This window comes from Shinella sp. HY16 (assembly GCF_028534175.1).
Taxonomy (GTDB): Bacteria; Pseudomonadota; Alphaproteobacteria; order Rhizobiales; family Rhizobiaceae; genus Shinella.
On the sequence record NZ_JAHYXL010000001.1, the window covers coordinates 3,551,426 to 3,567,583 of the forward strand.

Consider the following 16,158-nt stretch of genomic DNA (forward strand, 5'->3'; position numbering starts at 1 on the left):
GCGATTTTCAGGCGGCGAGGCGGCTTTCGGCAAGCTTGACCCAATAGCTCACACCATGGGGTATCGCGTCGTCGTTGAAATCGTAGGCAGGGTGATGCAGGCCCGCGCTGTCGCCGTTGCCGAGGAAGACGAAGGCACCGGGGCGGGCGAGCAGCATGTAGGAAAAATCCTCGCCGCCCATCATCGGGTCCAGCGCGGGATCGACCGCAGCCTCGCCGGCGATTTCGCGCGCGACGGCAACGGCATGGTCGGTCTCGTCGGGATGATTGGCCGTGACGGGGTAGTTGCGGTGGTAGCCGACCGTGATCTCGGCACCATGCGCGGCGGCAAGGCCGCTGCAGATCTGGCGGATCCGGGCTTCGGCCTCGTGGCGCATCTCGGCGCTCAGGGTGCGCACCGTACCGGCAAGCTGCGCCGTCTCCGGGATGACGTTGTGGGCGAAACCGGCGTTGAACTTGGTAACAGAGACGACGAGGGAGGCTATCGGATCGGCGACACGCGAGACGATGGCCTGCAGCGCGGAAACCACCTGCGCACCGATGACAATCGGATCGACCGTCTTGTGCGGCAGGGCGGCATGGCCGCCGCGACCCTTCACCGTGATGTTGAACTCGTCGGTCGCTGCCATGATCGGGCCGGGGCGCGTGCCGAAGGAGCCGACCGGCATGCCGGGCAGATTGTGCATGCCGTAGACTTCGGCAATGCCGAAACGCTCCATCATGCCGTCCTTGACCATCTCGTTGCCGCCGCCGCCACCCTCTTCGGCCGGCTGGAAGATGACCGCGACATTGCCGGAGAAACTGCGCGTCTCGGCGAGATACTTCGCCGCGCCGAGCAGCATGGCCGTGTGCCCGTCATGGCCGCAGGCATGCATCTTGCCCCTGACGGTCGAGGCCCAGGGCTTTCCGCTCGTCTCCTCGATGGGCAGGGCATCCATGTCGGCACGAAGGCCGATGGTGCGCCCCGCAGCCTTGCCGCGGATAAGGCCGACGACGCCGGTGCGGCCGATGCCGGTCACGATTTCGTCGACGCCGAATTCACGCAGCTTTTCAGCGACGAAGGCGGCGGTCTTCTCCACCGCGAAGAGGATTTCCGGCTCCCGGTGGATGTGCCTGCGCCATTCGGCGATTTCATCCTGCATCTCTGCGGCGCGGTTGAGGATGGGCATGCAACACTTCCTGTCATTTCGGCCGCGAAAGCGGCCAACTGCATTCGATGGCTTTGCCATCACGGTGCCATATAGGTTAAATAGGGCGACGGTTCGAGACAACTCCCGATTTCGAGGTGAGACCCTTGCAGATGAACGGACGAACGACGCGCCGGAGCGCATGGCTATTGGGCTCCTGCCTGCTGCTCGCAGCCTCCCTTCTGGCGAACGCGGCAAGCGCCGCCCCGCGCATCCTGGTGGATGTCAACACGCTGAAGGTCATCGAGCATGAGGATGCCTTCCAGCGTTGGTATCCGGCCTCGCTGACCAAGCTGATGACGGCCTATACCGTGTTCCGCGCCGTCAAGGCCGGCGAGCTGACGCTGGAAAGCCCGGTCGTCATGAGCAAGCATGCCGCCGCCGAGCCGCCGAGCAAGATGTACTTCAAGCCCGGTCAGAAGATGACGCTCGACAGCGCGCTGAAGATCATCCTCGTCAAGTCGGCCAACGACGTTTCCGTCGCCATCGGCGAGACGATCTCCGGCTCCGAGCAGGCCTTCGTCGACCGCATGAACGCAGAGGCGGCCCGCATCGGCATGAGCTCCTCGCGCTTCATCAATCCCAACGGCCTGCCCGGCAAGGGCCAGTACACGACGGCACGCGACCTTGCGGTCCTTGCGGTAACGCTGAAGCGAGAATTCCCGCAATACGCCCCTTATTTCGCGCTGGAAGGCTTCACTACCGGCAAGAAGCAGTATCCGAATTTCAACATGCTGATCGGCCGGTTTGACGGCGCTGACGGCATGAAGACCGGCTTCATCTGCGCCTCCGGCTTCAACCAGGTGTCTTCGGCCACCCGCAACGGCCGCAGCGTCGTCTCCGTCGTGCTCGGCTCCGACAGCCTCGGCGCACGGGCGGACATTTCCGCCGGCATGCTGGAAAAGGGCCTGACGATGCGGGCGGGCAATGTACCGACGCTCGGCCAGCTTCGCCCCTATGGCGAGACTCGCGACATCGTCACCGACGTGTCGCAGGAAATCTGCTCGAAGCACGCAGCCAAGGTGCGCAGCGAAGGCCGTGACGAGGCCGGACGCCAGAAGCTCGTGTCACCCTACATCCATGAGCTCAACCGGCCGCTGAAGCTGGTCTTTGCCGGCCTCATGGGCGGCGACACGGCGAAGCCTGCCGGCAACGAGCAGGTCGCCGTCGGCGATACCGGCGGCCTTGCCAATGTGCCGATCCCGATTCCGCGTCCCACGACCTTCTGAACGGCCCCTTTTGACTGGCCCGTTTGATTGGCCCCATTTGATTGGAAAGACCATGACCCTTGCTGAGCGGCGCGTGCCGGTTTCCGTGTTGACCGGATTTCTGGGCGCGGGCAAGACGACCCTGCTCAACCGCCTGCTGAAGGATCCGACACTCACGGACACGGCCGTCATCATCAACGAATTCGGCGAGGTCGGCATCGACCATCTGCTCGTCGAACAGTCGAGCGACGGCGTCATCGAGCTTTCCGACGGGTGCCTGTGCTGCACCATCCGCGGCGAACTGGTCGATACGCTCGCCGACCTGATAGATCGCATGCAGACGGGCAAGATCCAGCCGCTGAAGCGTGTGGTGATCGAGACCACCGGCCTTGCCGATCCAGCACCGGTGCTGCAATCCGTCATGGGCAATCCCGTGATCAGCCAGTCCTTCAGCCTCGACGGCGTGATAACAGTGGTCGATGCCGTCAACGGCCTGTCGACGCTCGCCAACCATCCGGAAGCCGTCAAGCAGATCGCCGTCGCCGACCGCGTGCTGATCAGCAAGATCTCGCTTTCAGATGCCGCAACGGTAGAGGCGGTGAAGCGGGAGATTGCCGCACTCAATCCACGGGCAAGCATCGTGGATATCGACACGCCTGGTCTCGTCGGCCCCGCCCTCCTCGCCAATGGACTTTACGATCCCGGCAGCAAGATTCCTGACGTCCGCCGCTGGCTGCAAGAGGAAACACACGACCACCATGATCATGGGCACCACCACGATCATGAGCACCATCACCATGGGCATGATCACGGGCATCACCACCACGACCACCAGCACGCCCATGACGTGACCCGCCACGACGCGACGATCCGCTCCTTCAGCATCGTGCACGACCGCCCGGTCGATCCGATGGCGCTGGAAATGTTCATCGACCTGCTGCGCTCCGCGCACGGAGAAAAGCTCCTGCGCATGAAGGGCATCGTGCTGATGTCGAACACGCCGGAGCGGCCGCTGGTGCTGCAGGGTGTACAGAGCGTCTTTCATCCGCCGGAGCGCCTTTCCGCCTGGCCCGACCCGGCGGACCGCCGCACACGACTGGTGCTCATCACCAAGGACCTGCCGGAAGCCTTCGTGCGCGACCTCTTCGATGCGTTTACCGGCACTCCCAGGATCGACCGGCCGGACCGCGCCGCGCTTTCCGACAACCCGCTCGCCATTCCGGGCCTGCGCCTCTGACCGCAGCACGGCAAAAGAACCGGATGCAGGGGACATCCGGGTCTTTGGGGAGGTCAGTCTGGGCGATGTTTACTTGCAGACCTTGATCTTCTTGATGACGACGTTGCCGTAGTAGTCGTAGGACTTCACCTTCTTGATGAAGCAATAGGGCTCGTAGCCGTAGCTGTAGTAGCCGGCCTGCGAGGGCGCCGCGAAGGAGACGGCGGCGACGAGGGCAACGGTGGCGGAAACGATGATCTTGCGCATGGGGTCTCTCCTGATCTCTGGTAAGGATGAGCCTCTCTCATCCGGTGATCAGAAGGTCGCACATCGCCCCGCCGCCCGCTGTTCCGCAGGAAACAGGCGGGCTCTCTCCTCTGAAATCAGAAGCGGGCGCCGGCGAAATGGGCGATCTGCGCGCCGAGTTCGTAATAGCCCTCGCGCATCGAGCGGAAGGACTGCGCTTCGGGTTCGCTTACCGGCAACGGCAGGTCCCGTTCGGCGATCTCGCCGGAAACGAGCTCCGCCAGCGTGCGGCCGAAGACAGTGCCCGGCGCGATGCCGCGGCCGTTGTAGCCGGAAAAGCCGATGACGTTGTCGGCAAGGCGGTGGAAGCGCGGCAGGTTGTCCGTGGTCATGCCGATCTTGCCGTACCATTCCGCCTCGAAAGCGACGTCGCCGATAGCGGGAAAGAGCTTTTTCAGCGCGCGCCGCGCCCAGGCCTTGTGGATGCCTGTGCCCGCGCCGCGCAGCGCCCCGACACTGCCGAACACCAGTCGGCCACGCTTGTCGAAGCGGAAGGAGGAGAGCACTTCCTTCGTGTCCCAGGCGCCCTGGCGCTCCGGCAGGATCCTTGCCTGCATCTCGGGCGAAAGCGGAACGGTGGCGAAGTTGAAGTAGGGCAGATGCACGAGCTCGGTGCGCACCTCGGTCCAGGGCGCGACCGTATAGGCGTTGGTCGCAACCACCACCCAGTCCGCCGTGACGGAGCCGCGCGCGGTCCTCACCGTCCAACGTTTTCCGGTTCGCTCTGCGCCCGTCACCGGGCTTGCCGTGAAGACCTGGGCACCCGCTGCAATCGCCGCACGGGCAAGGCCGCGCGCATAGGCCAGCGGCTGGATCGTGCCGGCGCGCATGTCGAGAAGCGAGCCGGCATAAGCCTCGGTGCCCACCTTCGCCGCCGTCTCGGCGGCATCCAGCAGGCGCACCGGGGCGCCGCGACGGGCCCACTGCTCTGCGCGCTGCTTCAATTCGTCGAGACCCGCCTTTCCGACGGCGCAATGCAGCGTGCCCGCCGGATTGATCTCGCAGTCGATGGCATGCTTTTCGACGAGATCGAACACCGCACGGGGCGCATTGCCGAGAAGTTCCAGCAACCGGCCGCCGTGCACGTCGCCGAGCACGCCCGGCAACTCGTCCGGCATGACCCACATGCCCGCATTGACGAGGCCGACATTGCGGCCCGACCCGCCATAGCCGATCTCCGCGCCTTCAAGCAGGATGACCCGCGTGCCGCGCTCGGCCAGATGCAGCGCCGCCGAAAAGCCGGTATACCCGCCGCCGACGATGACGACATCCGCCTCCGCGTTGCCGGAAAAGGCAACGGTTTCGGGGGCGGGCGGAGCGGTCATCTCCCAAAGGCCATGGGAGCGCGGATCGTTGAGCATGGGCGTCAGTCTTTTCCGGAGGAGGAGGATTTCTCGCCGCACAATCGGCCATGCGGCACGACGACTAAAGCAAAAAATGAGAACGGGGTCATGCCCCCGCCGCATGATCGGTCGCGGAAATCCTACGCCGGGACCTGCTTGGAGATCCAGGCGCGAAATGCCTGACTCAGCGGGTTTTCAAGCTTTCCCTCCGGCACGACGAGATAATAGCTGTTCTCCGTCTCCATCGGCCGGTCGAAAACGACGGCAAGCCGGCCGTTCGCCAGCTCCTGCTCGATCAGATAATACGGCAGGAGCGCGAAGCCGAGCCCGGCGACGGCCGTCTCGATGACCATGGAGAACTGGTCGAAGCGGTGGCCGCGATAGGCCGTATCCGCCGAGCCACCGTTCAGCTCGAACCATTGTGCCCAGAGCTTCGGCCGCGTCGCAAGATGCAGGAGCGGTGCTCTTTCCAGGTCCTTCGGCTCAGCAAGGTTCCAGGATTTTACCAGTTCCGGGCTCGCCGCGGGCAGGATGACCTCGCTGCACAGATAGGAGCAGGCCGCCCGCGCCCAGACCGGCTGGCCGTAGTGGATCGCAAGATCGAAATTCTCCTCGTCGAAATCGAATGGCGCCGAGCGCGAGGCGATGTTGACGATCGTGCCCGGATTTTCCGCAAGAAAACCCGGAATGCGCGGCGTCAGCCAGCGGCTTCCGAACGTCGGCAGCGTCGCGATGGAAAGGCTGTGCTCGGAAGAGGCCGACGCCATGGCGCGCAGCATGGTCTCTTCCGTCTGATGCAGCAGCTTGCGTACTTCCGGCAGGAAACGGCGGCCGTCGTCGGAGAGCACCACGCGCTGGCGCACACGCTCGAAGAGCAGCACGCCGAGCTGTTCCTCGAGGTCCTTGATCTGGCGGCTGACGGCACTCTGGGTGAGGTTCAGCTCATGGGCCGCCTGCGTGAAGCTGCCATGACGGGCAGCACATTCGAACGCTTGCAGCGTGGTGACGTCAGGAATCAGCCTTCGACTGAGCTTCATTCTTTCCTCGCATCAACATAGTCAGAACGGTCGCAATCGCGGGAAGAAACGATCCGGTATGATCCGTTTTGAGAATGATCAGGGCCTCCCACCCTTCTAAAGCAATTCCACGAAAAGTGTGAAGCGGTTTTCCTGGAATTGCGCAACACCGAGATGAGATCACTCGCCATGAAAGCAAATTCGCACGTTTCCGCCGACACGATCCGCGCGGACTTCTCCACCGCCATGTCCGCCATGTATCGCACCGAGGTTCCGGCCTATGGCACGCTGATGGCGCTGGTGGCCGATGTGAACGCCGAGACGCTCGCCGCCGACCCCGTCCTCAAGGAGCGTCTCGAGGCGACGGACACGCTGGAGCGCATCTCCGAGGAACGCCACGGCGCCATCCGCCTCGGCACGCCGGAAGAGCTTTCCATGATGCGCCGCGCCTTTGCCGTCATGGGCATGTATCCGGTGGGCTACTACGATCTCTCCACCGCGGGCGTGCCGGTGCATTCCACCGCCTTCCGCCCGGTCGGCGAGGAAAGCCTCAACCGCAATCCCTTCCGCGTCTTCACCTCGCTGCTGCGCCTCGATCTCATCGCCGACGAGACACTGCGCGAGGAAGCGGCCGACGTGCTCGCCGCGCGAAAGATCTTTACCGACGAAGCCGTCAGGTTCATCGAGAAGGCCGAACGCGACGGCGGCCTCGATGCGGCCGATGCCGCCCGCTTCGTCACCGAACTGCTGGAAACCTTCCGCTGGCACGATCAGGCCATCGTCAGCACCGGTATGTACAAGCGCCTGCACGATGCGCATCGTCTGATCGCCGACGTCGTCTCCTTCAAGGGTCCGCACATCAACCACCTGACGCCGCGCACGCTCGACATCGACAAGGTGCAGGCCCGCATGCCGGAAGAGGGCATCGCCCCTAAGGCCGTCGTCGAAGGTCCGCCGACCCGAACCTGCCCGATCCTCCTGCGCCAGACCTCGTTCAAGGCCCTGGAAGAGGCCGTCTCCTTCATCGGCGCCGACGGCACCTGGCAGGAAGGCTCCCACACGGCCCGCTTCGGCGAGATCGAGCAGCGCGGCGTGGCGCTGACGCCGAAGGGCCGCGCGCTCTATGACAGGCTGCTGACCGAGACGCGCGCCCGCGTGCGTCCTGCCGCTGACGGCTCTAACGCTGACGAATACGAAGCCGCTCTCTCCGACGTCTTCAAGACCTTTCCCGATGATTGGGACGGCATCCGCAAGGCAGGCCTCGGCTACTTCACCTACTCCCTGACACAGAAGGGCAAGGCCGTCACCGGCCGCAACGCCGATCTCGAAACGGCGATCGAAGCCGGCCTCATCCGCTTCGATCCGATCGTCTACGAGGACTTCCTGCCGGTCAGTGCCGCAGGCATCTTCCAGTCGAACCTCGGCGACGACGCGACCCAGGACTTCGTCGCAAGCCCGAACCAGGTGATGTTCGAGCGCGATCTCGGCGCCGCCGTGCTCGACGAATTCGCGCACTATGCCGCCATCCAGCGCGCGTCGCTTGAAATGTGCCTCGGCATCGTCAACATGGCTGCCGCTGCGGAGTGACGGAAGAACGCATGATCGAGGCACGCCATATCGAAGTACTGAAAGGCATCACCGGCGAGAAGGGCCTTCTCACCGAGGAAGCCGACATGGCTGCCTACGAGACCGGCGCGCGCTATGACAAGGGCCGCGCCGCTTTCGTCGCGCGTCCGGCCACGACGGCAGAGGCCTCTGCTGTCGTCTCCTACTGCGTGAAGAACGCCATCGCCCTCGTGCCGCAATCCGGCAATACCGGTCTCGTCTCCGGCTCGACGCCTGACGGTAGCGGCCTTCAGGGTGTGCTCAGCCTCGACCGCCTGAACGCGCCCTTCGAGCTCGACCGGATAAACCGTTCCGTCACGGCCGGAGCGGGTCTGCGCCTTTCCGACCTCAACGGCCGGCTCGAAGAGAGCGGCCTGTTCTTTCCGATCGACCTCGGCGCCGACCCGCGTCTTGGCGGCATGATCGCGACGAACACCGGCGGTTCGCGCTTCCTGCGCTACGGCGACGTGCGCCGCAACGTTCTCGGCCTCACGGTGGTGCTCGCCGACGAGGCCGGCACCGTGCTCGACCTGTCTTCGGATCTGCGCAAGAACAATACCGGTGTCGACTGGAAGCAGCTTTTCATCGGTACGTCGGGCGCTTTCGGCATCGTCACCGAATGCGTGCTGAACCTCGAACCGGCACCGAAACAGTCTGCCACCGCCCTGCTCGTGCCCGCCTCGGCAGAGCAGGTGGCAACGCTGCTCGTCGCCATGGAAGACGCGCTCGGCAGCTACCTCTCGGCTTTCGAAGGCATGTCCGGCAACGCGGTCGCCGCCGCGCTCGACCATGTGCCGTCGCTGCGCAACCCTTTCCAGGGTGGCGTGGTGCCCGACTTCGTCATCCTTGCGGAGATCTCCCGTTCAAGCCCGCCGCGCGAGGGCGAGCAGCCGCTTGATGCGGTGCTGGAGGAGGTGCTGGCCGCGATTTGGGAGCGCGAGGATGCGCCGCTCGCCGACGCATTCGTCGGCCCGCCGCACGAGATCTGGGCGCTGCGCCATGCACTGTCCGAAGGCGTGAAGCATCGTGGACGATTGATCGCCTTCGATCTGTCCTTCCGCCGGGGTGACATCATGCCCTTCCTCGCCCATATGAAGGCGGACATGCCTGACCATTTCGAGGACGTCACGATCTGCGACTTCGGCCATATCGGCGACGGCGGTGTGCACTTCAATCTGGTCGTCGCGAAGGATGATCCTCGGCTCGCCGATCCCGATTTCGAAGCGGATCTGCGCGAATGGGTCTTCACCGTCGCCGTCGAGCAATTCGGTGGCAGCTTCAGCGCGGAACACGCCATCGGCCGCAAGAACCAGGTTTTTTATGACAGATACACCCCGGAAAAGCTCCGCAAGCTCGCGGCCGGACTGAAGACCATCACCTCGCCGGGCCCGCTCGGCGCGATCACCTTTTAAGAAACCGACAGGGAGACACCCCATGACGAACGTCGACGTGAAACAGGAAACCGCAGCCCTTCTCGACAAGCTCGGCGTTGCCCGCAGCGCCTGGCAGGGCGGCGACATGGCCTCCTACAGCCCCGTCAGCGGCGAGGAGATCGGCAAGCTGAAGACCGTCTCGGCCACTGACACAAACAAGGCGATCGACGCCGCCCACGACGCCTTCAAGGCCTGGCGTCTCGTGCCCGCGCCCAAGCGCGGCGAACTCGTTCGCCTGCTCGGCGAGGAACTGCGCGCGTCCAAGGCCGATCTCGGCCGCCTCGTTTCCATCGAAGCCGGCAAGATCACCTCGGAAGGTCTCGGCGAAGTGCAGGAAATGATCGACATCTGCGATTTCGCCGTCGGTCTCTCCCGCCAGCTCTACGGTCTGACCATCGCCACCGAGCGCCCCGGCCACCGCATGATGGAAACCTGGCACCCGCTCGGCGTCGTCGGTATCATCTCCGCCTTCAACTTCCCGGTCGCCGTCTGGTCGTGGAACGCCGCACTCGCCCTCGTCGCCGGCAATTCCATCGTCTGGAAGCCCTCCGAAAAGACCCCGCTGACGGCGCTTGCCTGCCAGGCGATCTTCGAGCGCGCCGTCGCCCGCTTCGGCGATGCCCCGGCGAACCTGTCGATCGTCCTCATCGGCGACCGCACCATCGGCGAAGCCCTCGTCGACAACCACAAGGTCGCGCTCGTCTCGGCCACCGGCTCCACCCGCATGGGCAAGGAAGTCGGCCCGCGTCTCGCCAAGCGTTTTGCCCGCTCGATCCTCGAACTCGGCGGCAACAATGCCGGCATCGTCTGCCCCTCGGCCGATCTCGACATGGCGCTGCGCGCGATTGCCTTCGGTGCGATGGGCACCGCCGGCCAGCGCTGCACGACGCTGCGCCGCCTCTTCGTGCATGACAGCGTCTACGACCAGCTCGTGCCGCGCCTGAAGAAGGCCTATACCAGCGTTTCCGTCGGCAACCCGCTGGAAACCTCGGCCCTCGTCGGCCCGCTCGTCGACAAGCAGGCTTTCGACGGCATGCAGAAGGCGCTGGAAGCGGCCAAGGCCGAAGGCGGTTCCGTCACTGGTGGCGAGCGCGTTGCCGACGCCGGCAAGGACACGGCCTACTATGTCAAGCCGGCCATCGTCGAAATGCCGAAGCAGGCCGGCCCGGTTCTCGAAGAAACCTTCGCGCCGATCCTCTACGTCATGAAGTACTCCGACTTCGACGCCGTTCTTGACGATCACAACGCTGTCGCCGCCGGCCTCTCCTCGTCGATCTTCACGCTCAACGTCCAGGAGGCCGAACGCTTCCTGTCGGTCGACGGTTCGGATTGCGGCATCGCCAATGTCAACATCGGCACGTCCGGCGCCGAAATCGGCGGCGCCTTCGGCGGCGAGAAGGAAACCGGCGGCGGCCGCGAGAGCGGCTCCGACGCCTGGAAGGCTTACATGCGCCGCGCCACCAACACGGTGAACTATTCGAAGGCCCTGCCGCTCGCCCAGGGCGTCTCCTTCGATATCGAGTAATCGGCCATGACCGTCGCTAGCAAAATCGAGGAGGCGGGCTTCCAGCCCGCCTCGCGCATCGCCGCCATCGGCGTCTCCAAAATCCTGCAGATCGGCGCCCGCGCCTCTGCCATGAAGAAGGACGGCCTGCCGATCATCATTCTCGGCGCGGGCGAGCCGGATTTCGACACGCCCGACAACGTGAAGGCTGCCGCCAAGGCCGCCATCGACCGTGGTGACACCAAGTACACCGCGCTCGACGGCACGCCGGAGCTGAAAAAGGCGATCACCGAAAAATTTCGCCGCGAAAACAATGTCGACTACGCGCTCGACGAAGTCACCGTCGCGACAGGCGCCAAGCAGATCCTGTTCAACGCCTTCATGGCGACGGTCAATCCAGGCGATGAGGTGATCATCCCGACGCCCTACTGGACGTCCTATTCCGACATCGTGGAGATCTGTGGCGGCGTGCCGGTGCTGATCCCCTGCGACGCCGAAGCCGGTTTTCGCCTGAAGGCCGAGCAGCTCGAAAAAGCGATCACGCCGAAGACCCGCTGGGTGCTGTTCAACTCGCCCTCGAACCCCTCGGGCGCCGCTTATGGCGAAGCCGACTACCGCCCGCTGCTCGACGTGCTGCTGAAACACCCGCATGTCTGGCTGATGGTCGACGACATGTACGAACACATCGTCTACGATGGATTCAACTTCGTCACCCCCGTTGCCATCGAACCGCGGCTGAAGAGCCGTGCGCTCACCATCAACGGCGTCTCGAAGGCCTATGCCATGACCGGCTGGCGCATCGGCTATGCCGGTGGCCCGAAGGCGCTGATCAAGGCCATGGCGGTGATCCAGAGCCAGGCGACCTCCTGCCCCTCCTCCGTCAGCCAGGCCGCCTCCGTCGAGGCGCTGAACGGTCCGCAGGAGTTTCTGAAGGACCGCCAGGCGAGCTTCAAGCACCGCCGCGATCTCGTCGTCTCCGCATTGAACGCCATCCCCGGCCTCACCTGCCGCACGCCCGAGGGTGCCTTCTACACCTTCGCCGGCTGCGCTGGCGTGATCGGCAAGGTGACACCCAGGGGCAAGAGCATCGAGGCAGACAGCGACTTCACGGACTATCTCCTCGAAGACGCCCATGTCGCCGTCGTTCCAGGTTCGGCCTTCGGCCTCTCGCCCTATTTCCGCATCTCCTACGCCACGTCGGAAGCCGAATTGGCGGAAGCGCTGAAGCGCATCGCAGACGCCTGCGCCCGGCTCGTCTGAGCGGCAAAGCAAAAATCGGCAAAAGAAAAGGGGCCTCGCAAGAGGCCCCATTTTTATGGGTTCGCGCCTTGTGGCGTTCTCTACTTCCCCGCGGCTGAGCCACAGATGCGAAAACGCCCCGGCCTTCTGGCCGGGGCGTTTAATGGGCTTTAAAAATCAGGCGGCGCGGGCGCCGTGGTGCTCCTGGGCGTAGTAGTGACCGAAACGGTTGGCGAGGAAGGCGTCGAGGGCGATTTCTTCCTGGCGAACAAAACCTTCGGCGCGCAGCGACCCGTCGGCGAGCATGTCGAGCACGGCGCAGATCGAGCCGGCCGTGGTGATCTGGATGGCCGAATGCAGGGCGCCGGCGACCGGGGCGCTGTAAACCTTGTTGGCGTAGGTTTCCTGAATCAGGCGACCGCCCTTGCGACCCGAGACGGTGACGAAGATGATGACGACGTCCTGCGTGGTGGTCGGCAGGGCGTTTTCGAAAATGTCCTTCAAAACTTCGCGGCGGTGACGCAGGCCCAGGTCGTTCAAGAGCGCCTTCATGATGGCGGCGTGGCCGGGATAGCGGATCGTCTTGTAGTTCAGCGTGCGAACCTTGCCCTTCAGCGTCTCGCAGAGCGTGCCGAGGCCGCCCGAGGTGTTGAAGGCTTCATAGGTGACGCCGTCGAGCGAGAATTCCTCGCGCTCTTCGAGGGCCGGAACCTCGATCAGCGCGCTTTCGACGATGGCTTCGCAGGGCTCGATATATTCGTTGATAACGCCGTCCGTGCTCCAGGTCAGGTTATAGTTGAGCGCGTTGGACGGGTACTGCGGCAGCGCGCCGACGCGCATGCGCACGCTTTCGAGCGAATCGAAACGGCTGGCGAGATCGTTGGCGACGATGGAGATGAAACCCGGTGCAAGGCCGCACTGCGGGATGAAGGCCGTCTTGGCGTTTTCCGCGATGCGCTTGACCTGGCGGGTGGATTCGACGTCTTCCGTGAGGTCGAGATAGTGCAGGCCCGCGTCTGCTGCGGCTTCCGCGATGGCGACCGTCAGATGATAGGGCGCAGCGGAGAGGACGGCGAACTTGCCGGCGAGCAGGGCGCGGAGCGCGGCGCCGTCGGCGATATCGACCACGGCGGTCGAAACGGCATCGTGGCGCTCGATGGCGGCAAGCTGCTCGTCCGAACGGTCCGCGACGGTGACGCGGTAATCCCCGCTGTGAGCCAGCATGCGGGCGATGGTGGAGCCGATCTTGCCCGCGCCGATGACGACGATGTCCTTCATGTGATTTCCCTCCGGCATGAATTGATGCGTTTATTTTGAGAGGGAAGACTGTCGATTTAAAGCGCCATATCCGGCATAATCAATCATCAATATCGGCAGAATGACGGTTAAAATGAGCATTTCGACGCTAGGTGCCAAGGATCGCGAACTTCTCGCCATCCTCAGCGAGAACGCCCGCGAACAGACAGCCACGATCGCCCGCAAACTGGGTCTATCACGCACGACCGTGCAGGCAAAAATCGACCGGCTGGAGCGGGACGGCGTGATCGCCGGCTATGGCGTCAAGCTTTCGGACGCCTATGAGAGCGGTATGGTGAAGGCGCATGTACTGATCACCATCGCGCCGAAGACGCTGGCGCGCATCACCACGGAACTGCACGCCATCTCGGCCGTACGCACCCTACATTCGGTAAGCGGCAGTTTCGACCTGATTGCCGTGGTCGAGGCAACGTCGATCGCCGAACTCGATCACCTGATCGACCGCATCGGCGCTATCGACGGCGTGGAACGCACACTGTCGTCGATCATCCTGTCGACGCGGATCAGGCGATAGGCTGCCACATCGGACCAGGCGACCCCAGCCAAGGCTCTCCACCTCTCCGCGGTCATCGTCGGCCTTGAGCCGAGGATCCATGCCACAAACTCAAGCTACGCCGCACTGCGGTGGATTCGTCGTGCAACCGCCTCAGGCGATGAACCGCTCCGGTCGGTAAGGCCCGATATTGATGACCGTGCGCTCGCCCAGCATCTTTTCCGCCAGCACACGGCCGGTGATCGGGCCCAGCGTCATGCCGTGATGGGCGTGGCCGAAGGCGAACCAGAGGCCGGAATGGCGCGGCGCCTTGCCGATAACAGGCATCATGTCCGGCGTGCAAGGGCGGGCGCCCATCCAGGGCTCCTCGTCGCGTCGCTCGGCGAGCGGGAAGAACTCGCGCGCCACCTTTTCCGCCCTGCGAAGCTGCACCGGCGTCTTGCGCGTGTCGCGCTTGGCGAATTCGGCGCCGGTCGTCAGGCGGATGCCACGTTGCATCGGCGCGAGGAAATAGCCGCGTTCAGCATCGAGCACCCAATTGTTGAGCTTCGCACCGTCTTCCGTGCCGTAGTGCATGTGATAGCCGCGTTTCACCGCCAGCGGGAAGCGGTAGCCGAGCTTGCGCGTCACCGTATCGGCCCAGGGACCGAGCGCCACGACGACCTCTTTGCCTTCCAGCGGTCCCTCCGGCGTGGCGATGCGCCAGCCCTCGCCTTCAAGCACATGTTCGATGGTCGCCGCATCACCCGACTTCAGCGCGCCGCCGAGCGACTGGAAATAGGCAAGGTAGCGTTTCAGCAGGCTCTGCGGGTCGAGGATCGACCAGGGATCGGTCCAGCGCAGGCCGCCGGTGAGCTCCACGCGAATGGACGGCTCGGCCTCGGCGACCTCCCGGGTCGTCAGCTTCTGGTGGTTGACACCGAAATTGGCGGAGAGTTTTTCCGCATCCGCATAGGCCTTGTCACGTTCCTTCTCGGTGCGAAACACCTTCATCCAGCCGTCCTTGCGGATGAGGTCTTCAGCGCCCGAGGCGGCGATGAGGTCGGCATGCTCGGAAATCGAGTTCTCGATCAACGGTGCATAGAGATGGGCGATGCTCTGGTGCTGGCGAAAACCGGAATGCCACCAGTAGCGGGCAAGGAACGGGATAATGCCGGGGATTGCCGAGGGATGGTAGTGCGCGTCGATCGTGTTGTTCAACGCATAACGGAAGAGCGCACCGAAATCGTGCGGGAAGCCGTAAGGGAAAACGCCCTCGCGCTGGATGAGGCCGGCATTGCCGTAAGAGGTCTCTTCCGCAGCCCCGCGCCGGTCGACGAGCACCACCGACTTGCCGCGCCGTGCCAGATGAATCGCGGTCGAAATACCAACAACACCCGCGCCGAGAACGATGACATCCGTCTTCATATGCCTGCCCCAAGGATCTTTCGTTTGCACATCAATGCATGCGTGCACCGGCAAGACAAGGCGCCCGCAGCGCCGGCTACTGGCCTGCCAGCCGCAACAGGTTCTCGATCGCCGCCCGCTCGAAACCGCCGATGCCCTCGGAAATATCGGCCTTGATCGCCGCCGCCACCGCATCCTCATCGCGCTTGCGTAGCGCCTCGATGGCCTCCTGGTGGCGATCGACGAAGTAGAGCTGGGCGACATGTTCCATGGCGATACCGAGGAAGGGGCCGAGCTGGAGCCAGATGCTCTCCACCATCGGCATGATCACCTGCTCGGGATTGGCGGTGTAGAGCGTGCGATGGAATTCCTGGTTCAGGAGCAGAGCGTTCGCATTGTCTTTGCGCCCGATCGCCTCATCCTGCGCCTTGTCGATCTCTTCCAGCCGGTCGATCCGGCGCTCGGTGATATGCGGTACCGCCCGGCGCGCGGCGTGCTGCTCCAGCACGGAACGCAGCGAGACGAGCTCGCTGAACCGGTCCGCCGTCATGCGCGGCACCATGATGCGCCTGTTGTCGAGCACGCGCAGCGCCCCTTCGGACGAAAGGCGGCGCAGCGCCTCGCGCACCGGCGTCGGGCTGCTCTCCATCGCTTCGGCAATGCCGCGGATCGTCAACGATTCCCCCGGCCGGATCGAGCCGACCATGATCGCCTGGCGCAGGCGCCGATGCGCATATTCATGCGTCGTCATCCCGTCCGGCCGGTCCAGCGGCTCAAGCGCCAAATTGCCCAATCCATCCCTCCACGAAAGGCTGCAGATGCTATCCTATGCTTTGTGACAGGTTCTAGCAGCTTGACCCCCGACAAGAAAGTGTGCATATTTTGAAAATGTGATCACAAAAATAA

General features: G+C 64.1%; 14 protein-coding genes. 7 read left to right on the plus strand and 7 right to left on the minus strand.

All coding sequences use genetic code 11. The annotated features are described in order from the left end of the window. Positions 1-7 precede the first annotated feature (7 nt). Positions 8-1,168, minus strand: a complete 1,161-nt coding sequence (locus K0P03_RS17495; protein WP_272790213.1) for a M20 aminoacylase family protein — start codon at positions 1,166-1,168, stop codon at positions 8-10. A gap of 131 nt (positions 1,169-1,299) precedes the next feature. Here K0P03_RS17495 and K0P03_RS17500 point away from each other — a divergent pair, with 131 nt between their 5' ends. Together K0P03_RS17500 and K0P03_RS17505 are read left to right on the plus strand one after the other, a co-directional pair. Continuing rightward, positions 1,300-2,415: a D-alanyl-D-alanine carboxypeptidase family protein gene (locus tag K0P03_RS17500; protein WP_023516992.1), complete on the plus strand. Its 1,116-nt coding sequence runs from the start codon at positions 1,300-1,302 to the stop codon at positions 2,413-2,415. Positions 2,416-2,467: 52 nt separating this feature from the next. Then, on the plus strand, positions 2,468-3,631 hold the full coding sequence (locus tag K0P03_RS17505; RefSeq protein ID WP_272790214.1) for a CobW family GTP-binding protein: 1,164 nt from the start codon (positions 2,468-2,470) through the stop codon (positions 3,629-3,631). A gap of 69 nt (positions 3,632-3,700) precedes the next feature. On the opposite strand, the gene K0P03_RS17510 is transcribed toward K0P03_RS17505, so the two are convergent. The 3 genes from K0P03_RS17510 to K0P03_RS17520 all read right to left on the minus strand — a co-directional run bounded on the left by K0P03_RS17510 (position 3,701) and on the right by K0P03_RS17520 (position 6,296). Next, positions 3,701-3,877 carry a hypothetical protein gene (locus tag K0P03_RS17510; protein ID WP_024270203.1) on the minus strand — a complete coding sequence of 59 codons (177 nt, stop codon included), beginning with the start codon at positions 3,875-3,877 and terminating at the stop codon, positions 3,701-3,703. 116 nt (positions 3,878-3,993) lie between these two features. Beyond that, positions 3,994-5,277 (minus strand): NAD(P)/FAD-dependent oxidoreductase, encoded by a 1,284-nt coding sequence (locus K0P03_RS17515; RefSeq protein ID WP_272790215.1) that lies wholly within the window; start codon positions 5,275-5,277, stop codon positions 3,994-3,996. 122 nt (positions 5,278-5,399) lie between these two features. Next, on the minus strand, positions 5,400-6,296 hold the full coding sequence (locus K0P03_RS17520) for a LysR substrate-binding domain-containing protein (RefSeq protein ID WP_024271269.1): 897 nt from the start codon (positions 6,294-6,296) through the stop codon (positions 5,400-5,402). Positions 6,297-6,464: 168 nt separating this feature from the next. Between K0P03_RS17520 and hglS the strand changes: the two genes are divergently transcribed. The 4 genes from hglS to K0P03_RS17540 are packed head-to-tail and all read left to right on the plus strand — an operon-like array spanning position 6,465 to position 12,077. Next, positions 6,465-7,862, plus strand: a complete 1,398-nt coding sequence (hglS, locus tag K0P03_RS17525) for a 2-oxoadipate dioxygenase/decarboxylase HglS (protein WP_272790216.1) — start codon at positions 6,465-6,467, stop codon at positions 7,860-7,862. 11 nt (positions 7,863-7,873) lie between these two features. Continuing rightward, the gene (locus tag K0P03_RS17530) at positions 7,874-9,292 is read left to right on the plus strand and encodes an FAD-binding oxidoreductase (protein ID WP_272790217.1); all 1,419 of its coding nucleotides are present in this window, start codon (positions 7,874-7,876) and stop codon (positions 9,290-9,292) included. A 22-nt stretch (positions 9,293-9,314) separates the two neighbouring features. Then, complete coding sequence (gene amaB / locus K0P03_RS17535; protein WP_272790218.1) at positions 9,315-10,838, plus strand: L-piperidine-6-carboxylate dehydrogenase; 1,524 nt, start codon at positions 9,315-9,317, stop codon at positions 10,836-10,838. A 6-nt stretch (positions 10,839-10,844) separates the two neighbouring features. After that, the gene (locus K0P03_RS17540) at positions 10,845-12,077 is read left to right on the plus strand and encodes a pyridoxal phosphate-dependent aminotransferase (protein ID WP_272790219.1); all 1,233 of its coding nucleotides are present in this window, start codon (positions 10,845-10,847) and stop codon (positions 12,075-12,077) included. 156 nt (positions 12,078-12,233) lie between these two features. Here K0P03_RS17540 and K0P03_RS17545 read toward each other — a convergent pair whose 3' ends face one another. Beyond that, positions 12,234-13,334 (minus strand): saccharopine dehydrogenase family protein, encoded by a 1,101-nt coding sequence (locus tag K0P03_RS17545; RefSeq protein ID WP_023517112.1) that lies wholly within the window; start codon positions 13,332-13,334, stop codon positions 12,234-12,236. Positions 13,335-13,446: 112 nt separating this feature from the next. On the opposite strand from K0P03_RS17545, the gene K0P03_RS17550 reads away from it, so the two are divergent. Then, a complete protein-coding gene (locus K0P03_RS17550; RefSeq protein ID WP_165909364.1) occupies positions 13,447-13,887 on the plus strand; it encodes an Lrp/AsnC family transcriptional regulator in 441 nt (146 codons plus the stop codon). 132 nt (positions 13,888-14,019) lie between these two features. Here the strand turns inward: K0P03_RS17550 and K0P03_RS17555 are convergent, their stop codons facing one another. Then, positions 14,020-15,273: an NAD(P)/FAD-dependent oxidoreductase gene (locus K0P03_RS17555; RefSeq protein WP_272790220.1), complete on the minus strand. Its 1,254-nt coding sequence runs from the start codon at positions 15,271-15,273 to the stop codon at positions 14,020-14,022. A gap of 76 nt (positions 15,274-15,349) precedes the next feature. Continuing rightward, positions 15,350-16,003, minus strand: a complete 654-nt coding sequence (locus K0P03_RS17560; protein ID WP_050746122.1) for a GntR family transcriptional regulator — start codon at positions 16,001-16,003, stop codon at positions 15,350-15,352. Positions 16,004-16,158: the final 155 nt, after the last annotated feature.